At 67.9% G+C, this 16,453-nt stretch carries 11 protein-coding genes; 5 read left to right on the top strand and 6 right to left on the bottom strand.

What is annotated here, in order from left to right; all coding sequences use genetic code 11:
• Positions 1–2 precede the first annotated feature (2 nt).
• The 3 genes from pstC to fhuF all read right to left on the bottom strand — a co-directional run bounded on the left by pstC (position 3) and on the right by fhuF (position 3,386).
• On the bottom strand, positions 3–1,037 hold the full coding sequence (pstC, locus tag P7L68_RS01970) for a phosphate ABC transporter permease subunit PstC (protein ID WP_371998755.1): 1,035 nt from the start codon (positions 1,035–1,037) through the stop codon (positions 3–5).
• A gap of 86 nt (positions 1,038–1,123) precedes the next feature.
• Positions 1,124–2,173 carry a phosphate ABC transporter substrate-binding protein PstS gene (gene pstS, locus P7L68_RS01965; RefSeq protein ID WP_371998754.1) on the bottom strand — a complete coding sequence of 350 codons (1,050 nt, stop codon included), beginning with the start codon at positions 2,171–2,173 and terminating at the stop codon, positions 1,124–1,126.
• A gap of 466 nt (positions 2,174–2,639) precedes the next feature.
• Positions 2,640–3,386 (bottom strand): siderophore-iron reductase FhuF, encoded by a 747-nt coding sequence (gene fhuF / locus P7L68_RS01960; protein ID WP_371998753.1) that lies wholly within the window; start codon positions 3,384–3,386, stop codon positions 2,640–2,642.
• 195 nt (positions 3,387–3,581) lie between these two features.
• On the opposite strand from fhuF, the gene P7L68_RS01955 reads away from it, so the two are divergent.
• From P7L68_RS01955 to P7L68_RS01935, 5 genes are all read left to right on the top strand, one after another.
• A complete protein-coding gene (locus P7L68_RS01955; RefSeq protein ID WP_371998752.1) occupies positions 3,582–4,439 on the top strand; it encodes a thioesterase family protein in 858 nt (285 codons plus the stop codon).
• 13 nt (positions 4,440–4,452) lie between these two features.
• Positions 4,453–5,397 carry a 3'-5' exonuclease gene (locus tag P7L68_RS01950; protein WP_371998751.1) on the top strand — a complete coding sequence of 315 codons (945 nt, stop codon included), beginning with the start codon at positions 4,453–4,455 and terminating at the stop codon, positions 5,395–5,397.
• A gap of 149 nt (positions 5,398–5,546) precedes the next feature.
• Positions 5,547–8,084, top strand: coding sequence for an ATP-binding protein (locus tag P7L68_RS01945; RefSeq protein ID WP_371998750.1), 2,538 nt, complete (start codon positions 5,547–5,549; stop codon positions 8,082–8,084).
• Positions 8,085–8,171: 87 nt separating this feature from the next.
• The gene (locus tag P7L68_RS01940; RefSeq protein ID WP_371998749.1) at positions 8,172–9,458 is read left to right on the top strand and encodes a GAF domain-containing protein; all 1,287 of its coding nucleotides are present in this window, start codon (positions 8,172–8,174) and stop codon (positions 9,456–9,458) included.
• Between the two features lie 176 nt (positions 9,459–9,634).
• Positions 9,635–10,729: a glycosyltransferase family 4 protein gene (locus P7L68_RS01935; protein ID WP_371998748.1), complete on the top strand. Its 1,095-nt coding sequence runs from the start codon at positions 9,635–9,637 to the stop codon at positions 10,727–10,729.
• Positions 10,730–10,763: 34 nt separating this feature from the next.
• On the opposite strand, the gene P7L68_RS01930 is transcribed toward P7L68_RS01935, so the two are convergent.
• The 3 genes from P7L68_RS01930 to P7L68_RS01920 all read right to left on the bottom strand — a co-directional run bounded on the left by P7L68_RS01930 (position 10,764) and on the right by P7L68_RS01920 (position 16,427).
• Positions 10,764–12,410, bottom strand: coding sequence for an acetolactate synthase large subunit (locus tag P7L68_RS01930; RefSeq protein ID WP_371998747.1), 1,647 nt, complete (start codon positions 12,408–12,410; stop codon positions 10,764–10,766).
• 139 nt (positions 12,411–12,549) lie between these two features.
• The gene (locus P7L68_RS01925) at positions 12,550–15,228 is read right to left on the bottom strand and encodes a hypothetical protein (protein ID WP_371998746.1); all 2,679 of its coding nucleotides are present in this window, start codon (positions 15,226–15,228) and stop codon (positions 12,550–12,552) included.
• A gap of 92 nt (positions 15,229–15,320) precedes the next feature.
• Positions 15,321–16,427 carry a hypothetical protein gene (locus P7L68_RS01920; RefSeq protein ID WP_371998745.1) on the bottom strand — a complete coding sequence of 369 codons (1,107 nt, stop codon included), beginning with the start codon at positions 16,425–16,427 and terminating at the stop codon, positions 15,321–15,323.
• Positions 16,428–16,453 lie beyond the last annotated feature (26 nt).

Genomic DNA, 16,453 nt, shown 5'->3' with positions numbered 1-16,453 from the left:
CCTCATCGACCCGCGCTCCCCGTGCGGTTCAGCAGCGCGCGGGCACCGAGCAGCACCACGAAGGTGACCACGAACAGGATCAGCCCCAGCGCGGTGAGTGCCGAGACATAGATGTCGCCCGAGGCTTCGGTGAATTCATTGGCGAGCGTCGCCGAAATCGTGGTGCCGGGTTGAAGCAGAGAGGCATGGATGCGATGGGCATTGCCGATCACGAAGGTGACGGCCATCGTCTCGCCCAGCGCGCGGCCGAGGCCGAGCATCACGCCGCCGATCAGCCCGCGCCGGGCATGGGGGATCAGCACGCGGCGCGATACCTCCCAGGTGGTGGCGCCGACGCCATAGGCGGCCTCGCGCAGCACCGGCGGCACCTCTGCCAGCACCTGGCGGGCGACCGAGGTGATGAAGGGCAGAACCATCACCCCCAGGATCAGCCCGGCGGTGAGCACGCCGATGCCGAAAGGCGGGCCCTGGAACAGCGCCCCCAGAAGCGGCAGCGGCCCCAGCGTATCGATCAACGCCGGATAGACCGTGGAGGCCAGCACCGGCGCCAGCACGAACAGCCCCCACATGCCGTAGATGATGCTGGGAATGGCGGCCAGCAATTCCACCGCCACCGCCAGCGGCGCGCGCAGCCGGTGGGGGCAGAGTTCGTTCAGGAAAATGGCGATGCCCAGCGCCGCCGGCACCGCCAGAAGCATGGCGATGGCGGCGGTGATCAGCGTGCCCGCCACCGGCGCCACCGCGCCATAGACATCGGTCACCGGGTTCCAGGCCTGTGTGACCAGAAACCCCGCCCCCATCCGATCGGCCACCGGCAGGGCACCGATCACCAGTACCACCAGCATGGCGGCCAGCGCCGCCACCACCATCAGGGCCGCAACCCCGGTCAGCCGCCGGAACGGCCCGTCCCAGCGAAGCCCCGCCGGCAGGGCGCTGAGCCGCAGCGGCCGGGCCACCGGATGGGCAGAAACGATGTCCGGCGAAATGATGCCCGGCGAAATGATGTCCGGCATGGGGCCGGCCTCTTCGACGCTCATGAAACCTCGCAGGGCCGCCGCCGGCAGGGGATGCCCCCCGCAGGTGGCGGCCGGACGACAGACGCAATGCACAGACAACGCCCGGATCAGTAGACGGGTTTGCCGTCCTTGCCCTTGATGCTGTCGGCCCAGGTCTTCTCGACCATCTGCACCACCGCCTGCGGCATCGGCACATAGTCGAGCTTCTCCGCCGCCTCGCCGCCATGGGCATAGCTCCAGGCGAAGAATTTGAGCGCGGCGGCCGCGCGGGCCGGCTGGTCGGCCTGGCTGTGCATCAGGATGAAGCTGGCACCGGTGATCGGCCAGCTGTCCCGGCCCGGCTGATCGGTCAGAACCAGGTGATAGCCTTCGGCATGGGCCCAGTCGGCATTGGCGGCAGCACTCTGAAAGGTCTTGCTTTCCGGGGCGACCACGGCGCCGTCGTGGTTCTTCATCTTCAGCCAGGCCAGCTTGTTCTGAAGCGCATAGGCGTATTCGACATAGCCGATCGAACCCGGGGTCTGGCCGGTGAAGCTGGCCACGCCCTCGTTGCCCTTGCCGCCCAGACCGGTCGGCCATTCGACCGCGGTGCTGGCGCCGATATCCTTTTTCCAGTCGGCACTGACCGAGGAGAGATAGGTGGTGAACAGGAAGGTGGTGCCCGATCCGTCGGAGCGATGGACCACGGCGATCGCCTGATCGGGCAATTCGACGCCCGGGTTCAGGGCCACCAGCGCCGGATCGTTCCACCTGGTGATCTTGCCCATATAGATCGCGGCGAGCGTCGGCCCGTCGATCTCCAGCGCACCGGCGGCGATGCCCGGGATGTTGACCACCGGCACCACGCCGCCCATGACCATCGGCCACTGGACAAGGCCGGCCGCCTTCAGATCGGCGGCTTCCAGCGGCATGTCCGAGGCGCCGAAATCGACCGTATGCGCCTTGATCTGCTTGATGCCGCCACCGGAGCCGATGGACTGATAGTTCAGCGAAACGCCGGTTTCAGCCTTATAGGCCTCGGCCCATTTCGCATAAACCGGATACGGGAAGGTCGCGCCGGCCCCGGTGATCTCGTCGGCGGCCTGGGCGGTGCCGATGCTCAGGCCGAGCAGCAGCAATCCTCCGGCAACAGCCGGAAGGCGACGAAGGACGGACATGTGCAAACATCTCCAGCGGGATATGGATCGGAAGCGCCGCGGCGAGGACACTATAGGCCCGCGTCTTCCGCCTCTGCATCCCGATTCCAAGTCGACGGGCCATAATTCATCAAACTGACACATATCGACTTGGAATATACGATTGTTCATTTTGGGCAGTCTTCAGACATACTCATTCTTGTCTGGTTCTCGTGGCCGCTGTTCTTGTAACGATGCGGCGGCTGCCATGAAAAACGGCCGCTTCCGAAACGGAAACGGCCGTCGGGCGGCAGATGATCGGGGTCGTTTCGCCTGGCCGCCGCCCCATTGGATTAGGGCGGGCCGCGAGACTATGCGGCGCCGTCGGCATGATGCTGGCGCCGTGAAGAAGATCGCGGCCGCAATCCCTGGCGACGATGAAGTCTCCGATCTGTTCGGGCGAAGTCGATCTGGAACGGACCAGGAGGACGTCCGCCCTCGTTGCTGCTTATGCGGTCCGGCAGGGCGGCAGCGGGCAGGTCTCGCCGCAATCGGCGACACCCGGCATCATGTAGCGCAGGCAGCAGACCTTGCGGGAATAGCTGGAGGCAGAGCCGGCCTTGGGCGAGAGCAGCATGTCGAACATGGGGTTCGGGGCACCCGATGCCAGCGCTGGTGTCGCGATCACCGCCTGGCGCGCCTCTGCCGCGATCCCGGCCAGATCGGTGTCCCCGGGGTCGGCCTCGACCGAGGCTTCCATCGCCCAGACCAGCCGGACGGCGGCATTGCACCACAGCAGGCGGGGGGCCAGCCGCCCGGCCTGGCTCATCGCCGTCACCGCCGGAACGTAATGATCGGTGATCAGCGCCTCCATCGCCGCCCGCGGGTTGCGATCCGGCTGGGGTGTGCCGGCCGCCGGGATCTTCACCGCCGCAGGCAGGCCATTGTCGCCGATCACCACCGCCATCTCGTCCAGCCCCACCGGCAGGTTGCGGCGGCCGCGCATCGCCGCCACCACCACCGGCACGCCCACCAGCGCGAAATAGAACTGAGTCCAGAGCGAGGCGGCGCCGCGGCGGGCCTGCGGGGTCGCGGCCTCGGGCGCCAGCCGGCGCAGCATCTTTTCGACCAGCGCCTCGGGGTCGGCGATCAGCGCCCGGATGCTGAGCGCCGGCCGCGGATCCTCGGGGCCGACGACCGATCTGCTGAACCGGTCGAACGGGCCGCTGAAGGCCGGGGCGAGATCTGCGAACATCGGACGGATTCCCTGCGATGAGGCATGATTTCATAGTGATATTGATAATTACTCGCATATTCAAGATCCGGTTTGCGCTGCGGCCGCATCACGCCGCACTGCCGCAGGGCGGCGGGACGTGGTAAAGAGGGCCGCAGACGCCCCCAAGAACACGACGGTGCGCCATGACGCGCCGCTGACCGGAGACCGCGCCCCATGACGACCAGCCGCCCCGATGCCTTCCGTGGATCGCTCGACATCGACCCCGTGGAAGAAAGGGCGGATGGAGTCCGCCTGTGGTCGGGCAAGACCGATCCGGTCTGGCGGAACATGATCGGTCCCTTCGGCGGCTGGATCGCAGCCCTGCTGACCCGCGCCGCCGGGCGCGCCGCCGCCGGCTGGCTGGCCGAGGCGGGCCCCGGCGCCGGCATCGTCGCCACCCAGACCCAGTTCATGGGGGCGATCGCCGAAGGGCCGTTCACCATCGTCACCTCGCCCGCGCGCGTCGGCCGGTCGGTGTCGTTCTGGCAGGCGGATCTGATCCAGGACGGCGCCATCGCCGCCCGCGGCAATTTCACCGCCGCCGCCCGCCGCGACACCGGCGATTTCACCGAACCCCGCTTCGCCATGCCCGAGGCCGTGGCGCCCGAAGACGCGCCCCGCCATGCCCATCGCAGCCTGCCGCCGTGGTTTTCGGCCTATGAAATGCGGATCGTCGAAGGCCCGCCCTTCACCGGTGCCGATACCAGCCGCAGCCTGGTCTGGCTGCGCCATGCCCTGGTCGAGGGGGCGCCCGCGGGCGCCGTGGATGCCGCCGTCGTCGCCGGGCTCGCCGATGCGATCTATCCGCGGGTCTTCGTGCTCGACCGCGGGCCGCGGCCGATTTCAACCGTCACGCTGTCGACCTATATCCATGCCCGGCCCGAGGTGCTGGACGGGCTGTCGGGGCAGTTCCTGCTGCTGGAAGCCATCGCCCGCCGGGTTCATGACGGCTTCTTCGACCAGCAGGTGACGCTGTGGGGGCCGGGCGGCACGCTGGTCGCCACCTCGGAACAGCTGGCCTGGTACAAGTGATCGGACGAGCGTGATGACCACCCCCGTCCGCCCCCGCAGCCCCCGTGCCCGTGCCGAGCTGGAGGCCATGGCGCGGAAGCTGGAAGCCACGGGCGATTACCGCATCCTGCGCCGGATCGAGCCGCGGGAGTGGTTCTCCACCGCCGGCGAGAAGGGTGAGTTCCAGCGCCGCGGCGAGGTGCGCAACGGCCTGATCCTGGATGTCGAGACCACCGGCCTCGACCACAAGAAGGACCGGATCATCGAACTCGGCATGATCGCCTTCGAGTTCGAACCCGGCGGCACGGTGTTCCGGGTGACCGGCGCCTATTCGGGGTTTCAGGATCCGGGCCAGCCCATCCCGCCCGAGATCACGAAGCTGACCGGCATCACCGACGAGATGGTGGCGGGCCAGGCGATCGACCCGGTGGAGGTGGCGGGTTTTGCCGATGCCGCCTCGGTGGTCATCGCCCATAACGCCGCCTTCGACCGCAAATTCGTCGAACATGTCTGGGAAATCTTCCGGGTGAAGGCCTGGGCCTGTTCCCAGACCGGCATCGACTGGGCGGCCGAGGGCGTGGAGGGCACCAGGCTCGGCTATCTTCTGGGCAAGGCCGGGCTGTTCCACGACGGCCACCGGGCGGCGGAAGACTGCCGCGCCCTGCTGGAAGTTCTGGCCCGGCCGCTGGCGGTGGCGGGGGTGACCGCGCTCGGCGCGCTGCTGGCGGGGGCCCGCCAGGCGACGATGCGCATCCGCGCCGAAGGCAGCCCCTTCGACATGAAGGATGCCCTGAAGGCCCGCGGCTATCGCTGGAACGACGGGTCCGACGGGCAGCCCAAGGCCTGGTGGCGCGACGTGCCCGAGCCGGAGCTGGAGGCCGAGATGGCCTTCCTGCGCACCGAGATCTATCGCCGCCAGGACCTCGATCTGCCGGTGCGCCGGGTGACGGCCTTCGACCGCTATTCCGACCGCGTCTGACCGCTGCCGGCCTGCCGGCGCCTGCATGCCGACGCCCGCACCGCCGTCCATATCCGATTGGCAATATTTTATTGGCAATCACGGCGTATCCTTCGGCTCTCAAGGGCCCTGATCAGGGGCTGTAACAGGGTCGTCCGGAGGGGGCGTTCATGACGGAAGCGGGTGTTCGGATACCGGATCTCGGCCGATGGCGGCCATCGGTGCCGCTGGCGGCGATCGTGTCACTGCTGCCGCTTGCCGCCTTCGCCGTCGCCGTGGTGCTGATGCTCCGGGCCGAGCGGGCCGACCGGCTGGCCACCGAAATCACCGCCGCTGCCGCCAATACCGCCGCCTCCATCCGTCACGAGGTGCAGCACCAGATCGACGGGTTGACCGCGCTCGCGATCAGCGAGGCGCTGGACCGCGGCGATCTGCCCGCCATCCGGCTGGAGATGCAGCGTCTCTACGACCGCCATCCCGAATGGGCCAGCCTGATCCTGACCGGGGTGACGCTTCCGGACCAGAACCCGGGCATACATCAGAATCCGGGCATGAATCAGAACCCGGTCATGCATCAGAACCCGGGCATCGATCTGCGCCCGATCATCGATCTGCGCCGGGCGGAGGGGGAGGCACTGCCATCCGATCCGGATCCGTCCGGCGCCGCCACCGCGATCGCCACCCGCCGTCCCCTGATCGGCAATCTTACAGACGGCCATCTTCCGGTCCGCGTGCCGGTGGTGCGCGGGGGGCAGGTGATCTTCCTGCTGACGGCGCTGGTCCGGCCGGGCCTGTTCAGCGATCTTCTGGCGGCACAAAGCGTGCCGCAGGGCTGGATCCTGGCGCTGGCCGATGCGCGCCATATCACGATCGGCCGGTCGGCACGGGGGCTGGCGTTCACCGGCAGTCCCGCGCCCGATGCCTTCCGGCGCGGGGCGACCGAAACCCCGGGGCAGGTCGTGGCCGGCCAGGGGCGTGACGGCCCGGTGGTGGCCCTGGCCACGCCCGTTGCGGGGACCGGCTGGAACCTCGCCGTGGTGGTCCCGCAGAAGATGGCGGTGGCCCCTTATTCCCGCGTCATGATCATGCTGTATCTGCTGGGGGGCGCGGCGCTGATCGCCGCCGTGGTGCTGGCCGCGCGCGGCATCGGCCGCGATCGCCGCAAACGCGCCGCGGCCGCGGCGGTCGAGGCGGATCTGCTGCGCCAGGCGGCGGAAGAAGCGGCATCGGAACGCGATGAACGCTCCATGCGGCTGGCGGTGATGAGCCATGAATTGCGCACCCCGCTCGCCGGCGTTCTGGGCTTCGGCGAATTGCTGTCGCGCACCGCGTTGAGCGCCGAACAGCGCCATCTGCTGGACCGCCAGGCAGAGGCCGGGGCGGCGCTGCGCCGGATCGTCGACGACGTTCTGGATGCCGCCCGCATCGAGGCCGGCGGCATGACGCTTCGCTCGGAACCGGTCGATCTCAGGGCGCTCGCCACCAGTGTCACAGAGGCCGCCCGCTCGGGCCTTGCCGCGGATCCCACGCGGCCGGCCATCGAGATCATCGCGGATCCGGCGCCGGATCTGCCCGCCCGCGTGACCGGCGATCCCGACCGCCTGCGCCAGCTGATGGCCAATCTGGTCGGCAATGCGGTCAAATACACCACTGAGGGGACGGTCCGGCTGCGGATCGGTCCGCGGGACGTCGGGGGTGGCCGGCCGCCGCGCCTTCAGATTCGTGTCTGCGATACCGGCCCCGGCATCCCTGCGGCGCTGCGCGACCGGCTGTTCCGGCCCTTCGTCACCGGTTCGGGCCTGGCCGGCCAGCCGGCCCGGGCGCGGGGCGGTGCCGGGCTGGGGCTTTATGTCTGCAAGCTGCTGGCAGAGGCGATGGGCGGGGGGATCACGGTCGGCGCCGGTGTCACGGGTGGAACCTGTTTCGATGTCGATCTGCCGCTTCTGGCCGCGGACATTCCCGTGGCGCCGGTGATGGATCTGCCGCCGGCTCCCCGGGCCGCTTCCCTGGTTCCCGATCCTGCGCCGGCGCGGGGGGTGAAGATCCTGCTGGCCGAAGACACCCCGGCCAACCAGATCCTGATCCGGGCGATTCTGGAAGGGCTGGGCCACCAGGTGGTGACGGCCGGCGACGGCGTCCAGGCGCTGGAACAGCTTGCCGCGGTGCCGGATATCGATCTTGTGCTGATGGATATGCAGATGCCGCGGATGGACGGGCTTGCCGCCACCCGCGAGATCCGCCGCGGCGCGGTGCCCGGCGCCGAAGCCGTGCCGGTCATTGCGCTGACCGCCAATGCCTTCCCCGAAGATGTCGATGCCTGCCTGGCCGCCGGCATGCAGCGCCATCTGGCCAAGCCGATCGACCCTGCGGCCCTGGCCGCGGCGGTGCAGGAGGTTGCAGGGGGTGCCGCATCCGGGCCGGTGGTCGGCCCCGATGCCGCGGCACGCGACGGGTTTCGGGCCTTCCTGCTGGATCTGGCACCCCGCCTGGCCGGGGCGTCGGCAGAGGAGCTGCGCCGCAGCCTTCAGGCCATCCGGGATCTGCCCGACATTCCGGATGCCCGCAACCTGCGTGCCGCTGCGCTGGAGCTGGAGGCGATCCTGCGCGAGGGCGGAGAGGCGCGCCGGGTGGCGGCGGCACGCGCCGCCCTGCTCGCCGGGCTTGACGAGAGCCTGGCCGCCCTGCGGGGCACACGCGCAAAGGTTTGACCAGATCCATTGCATTTTAGACTTCGTTAAACCAAGCATGGCAAGATGCGTTTGGCGAAGCGGATCAGCGGTTCGAGGACGCGGGGCGTGACGACAGGTGCAGATGACAAGCCGGGTGCGGCAGAGCGCACCTACACGCCTGCCGGGCGCGACCCGGCGCGCGAGCGCCGGCGGCTGGCCCATCTCGACCGGCTGGGCGTGCTCGACACACCGCCGGAGCCCGGCTTCGACCGGATCGTGAATATCGTCGCCGACATCTGTCAGGCGCCGATCGTGCTGGTTTCGCTGATCGACCGCGACCGGCAGTGGTTCAAGGCCCGGCGCGGGCTCGACGTCTCCGAAACTCCGCGCGACTGGGCCTTCTGCGATCACGCGCTCGCCCGCGCCTCGGTGCTGGAGGTACCCGATGCCGCGCAGGATCCGCGCTTCGCCGGCAATCCGCTGGTGGTGGGGCCGCCCTTCATCCGCTTCTATGCCGGGGCCCCCATCCGGCTGAGCGACGGCATCGCCCTGGGCACGCTTTGCGTGATCGATCCGGAACCCCGCCCCGACGGGCTCGATGACCGTCAGACGCGCATGCTCGAAGCCCATGCCGCCCTGGTCGCGGAACGCCTGCAGCTGATGGCGGCCAATGATCATCTGCGCGACCAGATGGATCTGGCGGTGCGGGTCCAGACCCGTCTGGTCGACATGGCGGCCGCGCCGGGACAGGCGGTGCAGGAACTGGCGCATGAACTGCGCACCCCGCTCTGCTCCACCATGGGTTATGCGGCCCTTATCGCCGCCGATGATCGCCTGCCCCGGGAATCCCGCAACTGGGCCGGATCGATCGAAGAGGCCGGGCGATGGATGCTGGGCCTGGTCAACCGGCTGCTGGCCCGCCCGGCCGCAGACGCCGGCCGGGTGCCGGGGGTGACCGATCTGCGCGAACCGCTTGCGGCGGCGCTGCGTCTCGTCCACGGGCTGTCGCTTGAAGCAGGCGTTCTGCTGGAGGACAGGCTGGCGGCCGGCCCGGTGATGGCGCGGGCGGATGCGGCCACGATACAACAGGTTGCGGTCAACCTGCTGGCCAATGCGATCAAATACACCCCGGCCGGCGGTATGGTCCGGCTCGATATCGAAAGCCGGGCGGGGCGGGTGGGCTTCACGGTGCTGGACACCGGCCCGGGCGTCGCGCCGGAACGGCTGGGCGATGGCGGCAACGCAATTCTTGGCCAGGGGGCCGAGCCGGCGGTCGGCGGCGGCAGCTCCGGCATGGGGCTGGATATCGCCCGCCGCCTGGTCGAAGGCCAGGGCGGGCGGATCGAGATTGGCAATCGCAGCGGATTGATGGGGCTGGTCGTCACCGTATGGCTTCGCCCTGCGGCTTCCTGAGCCCGACCTTCACTGTGCTGTATCCCTGCACAGCAGAACATCGTATTTTCGTATGCTGTCGCGGGGCGCCCAGGCGGGCATTCCGTCCGAAGACGTCCCGATCCTTTCCGAGTCTTTCCTTCATGCATGTCGTTGGACTGAATTTCGCTTTTCTCGTGCCGGGAGTTCCTGGCGGTATGGCAACCTATTCGTGGTCATTGCTCCGTGAACTGGCGGCCCTGAAACGATATGACCTGGTCGCCTTCGTTCAGTCCGGCACGACTTTCCCGGCCGATCTGGCATCGAAGCTGCGCGTGGTCACCGTACCGAAATTCAATGGGCGGTTTCAGCGGGTGATCTGGGAACAGACGATGCTGCCCGGCCTTGCCCGGCGCCATGGCGTCAGGCTGCTGTTCAGCCCCGGCAACACCGGACCCGTCCTTGGTGATTTCTGCAAGGTCGTCACCATTCATGATCTGATGTATGCTATGGTGCCCGGATCCGTGGACCGCCACCAGTCCCGTTTCCGGCGGGTGATGGACCGCCTGACGGCGCGAACCGCCGATGCGGTCATCGCCGTCTCGGAAACCACCGCCGGCGATATCCGCGCCACCGGGCTCCGGGTCGGCCGGCGCCTGCACGTGGTGCACGAGGCGGCTGGGCCCGGTTTTGCTCCCGGCGACCCGGAAGATGCCGCCGGCATCTGCGACCATGGGCCGTTCATCATGATGGTCGCAAGCGTTTTGCCCCACAAATCGCCGCAGACGGTGGTACAGGCCGCGGCCCTGCTGTGGCACCGTGCGGGCATCCGGACCGTCATCCTGGGGACCGACCCCTATGGAACCCTGGCTGCCGCACTCGCCCGGTCGGGCAATATCGGCATCACCCGGCTGCATGGCGTCTCCACACCGGTGCTGGCCGCGCATTACCGTCGGGCACTGTGCCTGGTCATGCCGTCGGAATACGAAGGCTTCGGCCTGCCGATCCTGGAGGCGCAGCTCTGCGGTTGCCCGGTCGTGACCACGCGCCGGGGTGCCCTGCCGGAAGTCGCCGGCGATGCCGCTCTTTACATTGAACCCGGTGACGCGGCCGGGCTGGTGGCGGCGGTGTTGCGCCTGTCTGAAGACACCGCCTTGAAGGCGGAACTGGCGACATGCGGCCGGGCCAATGTCGAGCGGTTTTCATGGACGCAGGCCGCGGCTCAGACGGCCGCGATCTTCGACGCCTGTCTCGCTTCCCCACGCCGCGGCATGGCCGCCCTCTGGCGGGATATGGATCGGAACGGCAGCTGATGCGGGGGCCACCAGCCCCCGCATCCCGCCGCGGTCACAGCGCCGCCGCCTTCTGCTTCAGCTCGCGGTTCAGGATCCGGTCGTTTTCGGAATAGTCGACCGGGCAGTCGATGACATGCACCCCCGGCGCCTCCAGGCAGTGGCGGAGCAGCGCCGGCAGTTCGCCGGTGTCGCCCACCCGGTGGCCATGGGCGCCATAGGCGCGGGCATAGGCCACGAAATCCGGGTTGCCATAGCTCAGCCCGAAATCCTTAAAGCCCATATCGGCCTGCTTCCAGCGGATCATGCCATAGGCGTTGTCGTTCAGGATCAGCACCACCAGCTGCATGCCCAGCCGCACCGCGGTTTCCAGCTCCTGACTGTTCATCATGAAGCCGCCATCGCCGCAGATCGCCATGATCTTGCGGTCGGGATAGACCAGCCGCGACGCCATGGCCGAGGGCAGCCCCGCACCCATCGAGGCGAGCGCATTGTCGAGCAGCACGGTGTTCGGTTCATGTGCGCGATAATTACGCGCGAACCACAACTTATAGACGCCGTTGTCGAGGGCGATGATGCCGTCGGACGGCATCACCTCGCGCACGATGCCCACCAGATGCTGCGGATAGACCGGATAGCGCATGTCGACCGCATCATGGGCGATGTTCTCCGCCCCGGCATCGCGGGCCTTGTGCATCATCCCGAAATCCCAGGCGGTGCTGGGGGTGATCTCTTCGGTGATCTGCCAGAGGGCATTCGCAATGTCACCCACAACTTCCAGCTGTGGGAAATAGACCGGGTCGACCTCGGCCGAGCGGAAGTTGACATGGATGACCTCGGCGCCGCCGGGCTTCATGAAGAAGGGCGGCTTCTCGATCACGTCATGGCCGATATTGACGATCACATCGGCCGACTCCAGCGCCCGGTGGACGAAATCCCCGGCCGACAATGCCGCACAGCCCACGAAATGCGGGCTGCGCTCGTCGATCACGCCCTTGCCGAGCTGGGTGGTGACGAAGGGGATGCCGGTCTTCTGCACGAAACGCGACAGCATGCGGCTGGTCTGGGTGCGGTTGGCGCCGCCGCCGATCACCAGAATGGGCGACCGCGCCTGTTCCAGCCGGCGCACCGCCGCGCTGATCGCCTTGGCCTCGGCGATCGGCCGGCGCTTCAGGCTGGCCGGCACCGGCCGGCTGTCGGTGGTCTCGCGCGCCACGTCTTCCGGCAGTTCCAGATGCACCGCGCCGGGCTTTTCTTCCTCGGCCAGGCGGAAGGCCTCGCGCATCCGCCAGGGGATGTTGTCGGCCGAGGCGAACTGATGGGTGAATTTGGTGATCGGCCCCATCATGTCGACCACGTCCAGGATCTGGAACCGGCCCTGCTTGGACTTCTTGATCGGCTTCTGGCCGGTCAGCATCACCATCGGCATGCCGCCCAGCTGGGCATAGGCGGCGGCGGTGACCAGATTGGTGGCGCCGGGCCCCAGCGTCGACAGGCAGACACCGGCCTTGCCGGTATGGCGGCCATAGGTGGCGGCCATGAAGCCGGCGGCCTGCTCGTGCCGGGTCAGGATCAGGCGGATGGTTTCCGACCGCGACAGGCTGTCGAGGAAATCGAGATTCTCTTCGCCCGGAACGCCGAAGACGTATTCCACGCCTTCATTTTCCAGGCATTGGACGACGAGATCCGAGGCTTTGGTCATCGGCTGGGCTCTCCCGCTGCGGCCAGATCGACCGTCAGTCAAGCATGCCCGGGCGCGGCTGACCACCGCAGACGGCCCGGGGGGAGCCATGCAGCCGGCGCGCGGCCCGCCTTCGGGCACGCGCACCGGCCCTCTGAGGTCAGCCTGCAGCCGCAGTCGCCGAGGGCGGCTGCGGGCCGTCCATGGGCGACCAGTTCGCAGGAACTGCCGTGGCGGGGTTGTCGAGCAGGCTCTGGACAAAGGGCAGGATGGTGTTCTTGACATAGGTCTGAACGGGCGTGTCCGCCGGCGGCTGATCCTTCTGCCAGAACACATAAACGATGGCCGCAATCACCCCCAGGATGGCGAAAGACACCGCCAGCGCCGCGGCGAGCGCCGATTCCACCGCCAGCGCCGCCGCCTCGCAGATCAGCCCGGCGGTGGTGGTGAAGGCCTGGATGCCGTCGAAGATCGTATCGACCGAGCCGTTGCCGTTGATCAGATCCTGGACGAAGCGATAGATGTTCACCCCGGCGATCACGGCGCCTGCGAACAGGCCGATGCCGACCAGCACCTTGCCCACCAGCTTCGCCATGGCCACGCTTTCGCGTTTCGCGATCTGGGTGACGGTGTCGTTGACAAGAACCTCGCTCGCCTCCAGGTCGACACCGGCGGCATCGGCGAAGAACTGCGCCGTCACCCGGGCGAGGGCCGGATCGGTGGAATACTCTTCCAGCCCGCTGACCAGGGCGCGGGCGCCGGCATTGGCGCCGTCGCCTGCCGCGCCGAGCAGGTTGGGGACCTTCTCGGTCATCTCCGCCACCCAGCGCACGGTGGTGGCGACCAGGGTCACCTTCTCCTCGTCGCTCAGCGTCGTCCAGTTCAGATAGCCGATGACGGCGAAGCTGACCCCCGCCAGGGCGCAGATCCCTGTGGCGAATTTGGCCAGCCGCGGCCCCCACACCGAGGTCGATGCATTCAGATTGTTGTAGAGTGCCGTCGAAGACGACGCCAGATTGAAGATCCGCGAGGCTTCGAAGGCCTGGATAAGGGCCGAACACAGATCGGTCATGCCGTCGGCCAGATCGACCGCGGCGCTCAATTCCGCGGCCATGGCCTGGCACGCGATCTGCCCCTTGGTCGGATCATCCGGCAGGGTGATCCAGGCGGTGATCGCCTTGCGCAGGATGTCGGGCATGACCAGCGCCAGAACATCACTGTTGACTTTGGCATCGGGGGTTGCCTGCTCCACCGCGGTCATCAGGCACAGCGCGTAGACCTGGGCATGATACTTCTTCGCAAGGTCGCCGCTCGGGTCCAGGGCGAACAGCAGATTGTTGTAATTGTTGTAGGTGGCGGTGTTCGAGGCGCCGACGATCTCCACCTTCACCTTGATCAACCGGGCCTTGGTGGTGATGTAATCATAGAGCTTCTGCGCCCAGGCGGCCGCGTCATCCGCGCTGGTCATATAGGCGGCGAGTGCCGCGCTGGAATTATAGGCGGCCTGGGCATAGATGATATTGTTGACCGACGAGTACCACGGGCTGCTGCTCATCACGTTGGAGAGCGCGTATTCAAGCTCGGTCGTCTGCTCGGTGCTGAACAGGCCGGAGAGCGACGTGGTGTTCGCAAAACCCCAGCCGGCATAGGTCGGCGTGTAGTGGTCGTTCAGGAACGAGGTCGGGCCGTCTTCGGTGATGGTATCGGTGATCCGTGTGGAAAGATTGGTCGGCCGGCTGCGGCCGAAGACATTGCTGCGGGTGTCGGCCGGCATGACATAGAGCATGCAGTCATACAGCAGGCCGTTCGAGGCGGTCTGCACGTCGTCGAGATGGATCGCCGCCAGTTCCTGCACCGTCCGCTCGTCGTCCTGCGAGACCTGGCCGGCGCTCAGATGGTCGCGCAGATCTGCCGGGGGGGCGAGGTCCAGCCCGGCCGCCATCGACATGTCATCGGCCAGGCTGCCGGTCCAGAGCCAGGCCTGCCCTTCCAGATCATAGACCGTGCCGGAAAAGCTGGCGCCGTCGTCGCTGAACACCACCTTTGCCGGTTCGTAGTCGCCACCGAAGGGGATCGGGGCGGTGAAATCTTGGGCGCGTGTCTCGCAGAGCGGCGGCACCACCTGTCCGGCGGTCAGCAGCATCACCAGCTCGTCGTCGTCCATCGAGAAGGTGGCATATCCCTGGTCGACATATTCGGCCGGGCCGCCCGCGGCCGGATCATCGGCCGACCAGTCGCAGCCATAGACCTCGGCAAACACGGTCGGATCGTTGGGATCCTGGTCGAAGGGCGCATCGGTCGATTGGGCGCGCACGCCGTAGGCGAAATCGGGTCCGGCCAGGGTGGGCGTTTCGACCTCTTCCGGCCCGTCATCCCGATTGGTCGGGCTGTAGGTGGTGGTGAACCGCACGGCATCCATGGTGCCGGTCAGCCGGAATTCGTGGAGCGGGCCGCCCGCCTCTCCGAGCGTGACGACGCCGAACACCATCATCAGATCGGCCCGGAACACCAGCTGGCCGATCGAGCGGACGCCCCCCGCGGTCTGGGACCAGTGGATCGTGCGGGGGCCGAAGCGCGGCGCGTGGATCACATGGCCGTCGAGCGCCAGCCGCCCGGCCAGGATCTTCAGCTGCGAGAAGGTGAAGGCCTGGCCGGCCAGGGTCAGCGCCGCCCTGTCCGTCGAGGTGTAGCGCTCGCCTTCGGCCGCGGCCGTCAGGCTGTAACTGCGCACCAGGCGGCACATCGCCGCTCGCTGGCGCATGCCGCGTGTTGCAAGCCGGGGGGAGGGCCGGCCCTGAGGCGTGGCGGGCCGTGACGAACGGCCGGATGCTGCGTTCATCGTGATGTCTCCGGAGACGGGTGTCGTCGGGCTGCGGGGAGTGGGGCTGGTCTGCATGGGGGGCGGAAGGCACGTCTTCGCGCGTGGTGCGGTCAGGTGCCGCATTCGAAGAACAGGTCGGGCCGCCATTCATTGACATTGTCGAAGCTGGCGCCGGGGCGGGTGATGCCCGCCTGCCGGCCCCAGCCGTTCAGGAAATCCGCCACATCGGGGCCGTGCCTGGTCAGGCAGACCTTGTAATAGGCCGGCAGGCCCAGGGGGACGAATTGCACCGACTGCTGGTTCTGCTGGCGTGCGATCGCGGCCAGAACGCCGCCGACCAGGCTTTCGCCGGTCAGCGCCCCGGGGGGGACGAGGTCGGTCCACCGGCCGTCATAGACCGGCAGATCCCTCATCAGATAGACCATGCGCACCCGGCCGGCCGTCGGCGGAAACAGCTGGTTGAGCTTGTAGGTGATCAAACGGGTGTCCAGCGCCCAGTCGGGTGCGCCCAGCGACCGCTCCACTTCCAGCTTGTCGATGAAGGCCGGGCTTTCGGCCAGGCGCATATAGCGGATCGCCCAGTCCTCGGGCCCCGACGCCAGATAGTCCGAGAACCAGATGCCGGTGTCGTCATGCGCCAGATAGGGAAAGAGCAGGCCGTAGAGAGCCGTGGCGATCTCGTCCAGGCGGATGCCCTGCAGCATCGCCTGCGCCGCCTGAACATTCACCGCCGCCCCGAAGCCATAGGGGGATGTCTGGGCGATGGCGAGGGCGGTGAGAACGCCCGAGAGGGTGACGAGCTGAGCGTTCAGCGCATCGCCGAGAACGGCCTGAAGTGCCCCCGACAGCTGGGCGTAGGTCTTGAACGGGGCATCCTGCGCAAAGCGGGCCGCCTCGGCATTGTCGGCATCGCTGAGCGTGATGGTCTGCCAGCCCGGGGTGCGATAGATGCCGCTGACATTCGGCGAAAAGGTCAGCAGTTCAAGCAGAAGGGCCGGCAGATTGCGCCGGAGGGTGTGGTCCCGGATCTCGTCGAGCGCATCCAGGCTGAGAATGTCGGTCGCAGCCTCCGCCGCCAGCACCGATCGTATGGCGGGTGCCGGTTGCGCGGGCCCGGCGGCATGGACGGGCGGGGCTCCGCCGACGGCAAACAGGAAGGTCGACGCCAGGGCTGCCCCTCGCACCCCGCGGCGGCAGAACCGTCTTCTTGAATACATGGATCCGCTTTCGTTTGTGGAAGTCG

The sequence above is a fragment of the Tistrella mobilis genome (assembly GCF_041468085.1).
Classification (GTDB): Bacteria; Pseudomonadota; Alphaproteobacteria; order Tistrellales; family Tistrellaceae; genus Tistrella; species Tistrella mobilis_A.
Note: the sequence above shows the minus strand (reverse complement) of the source record. Positions and strands in the feature narration are given on the sequence as shown.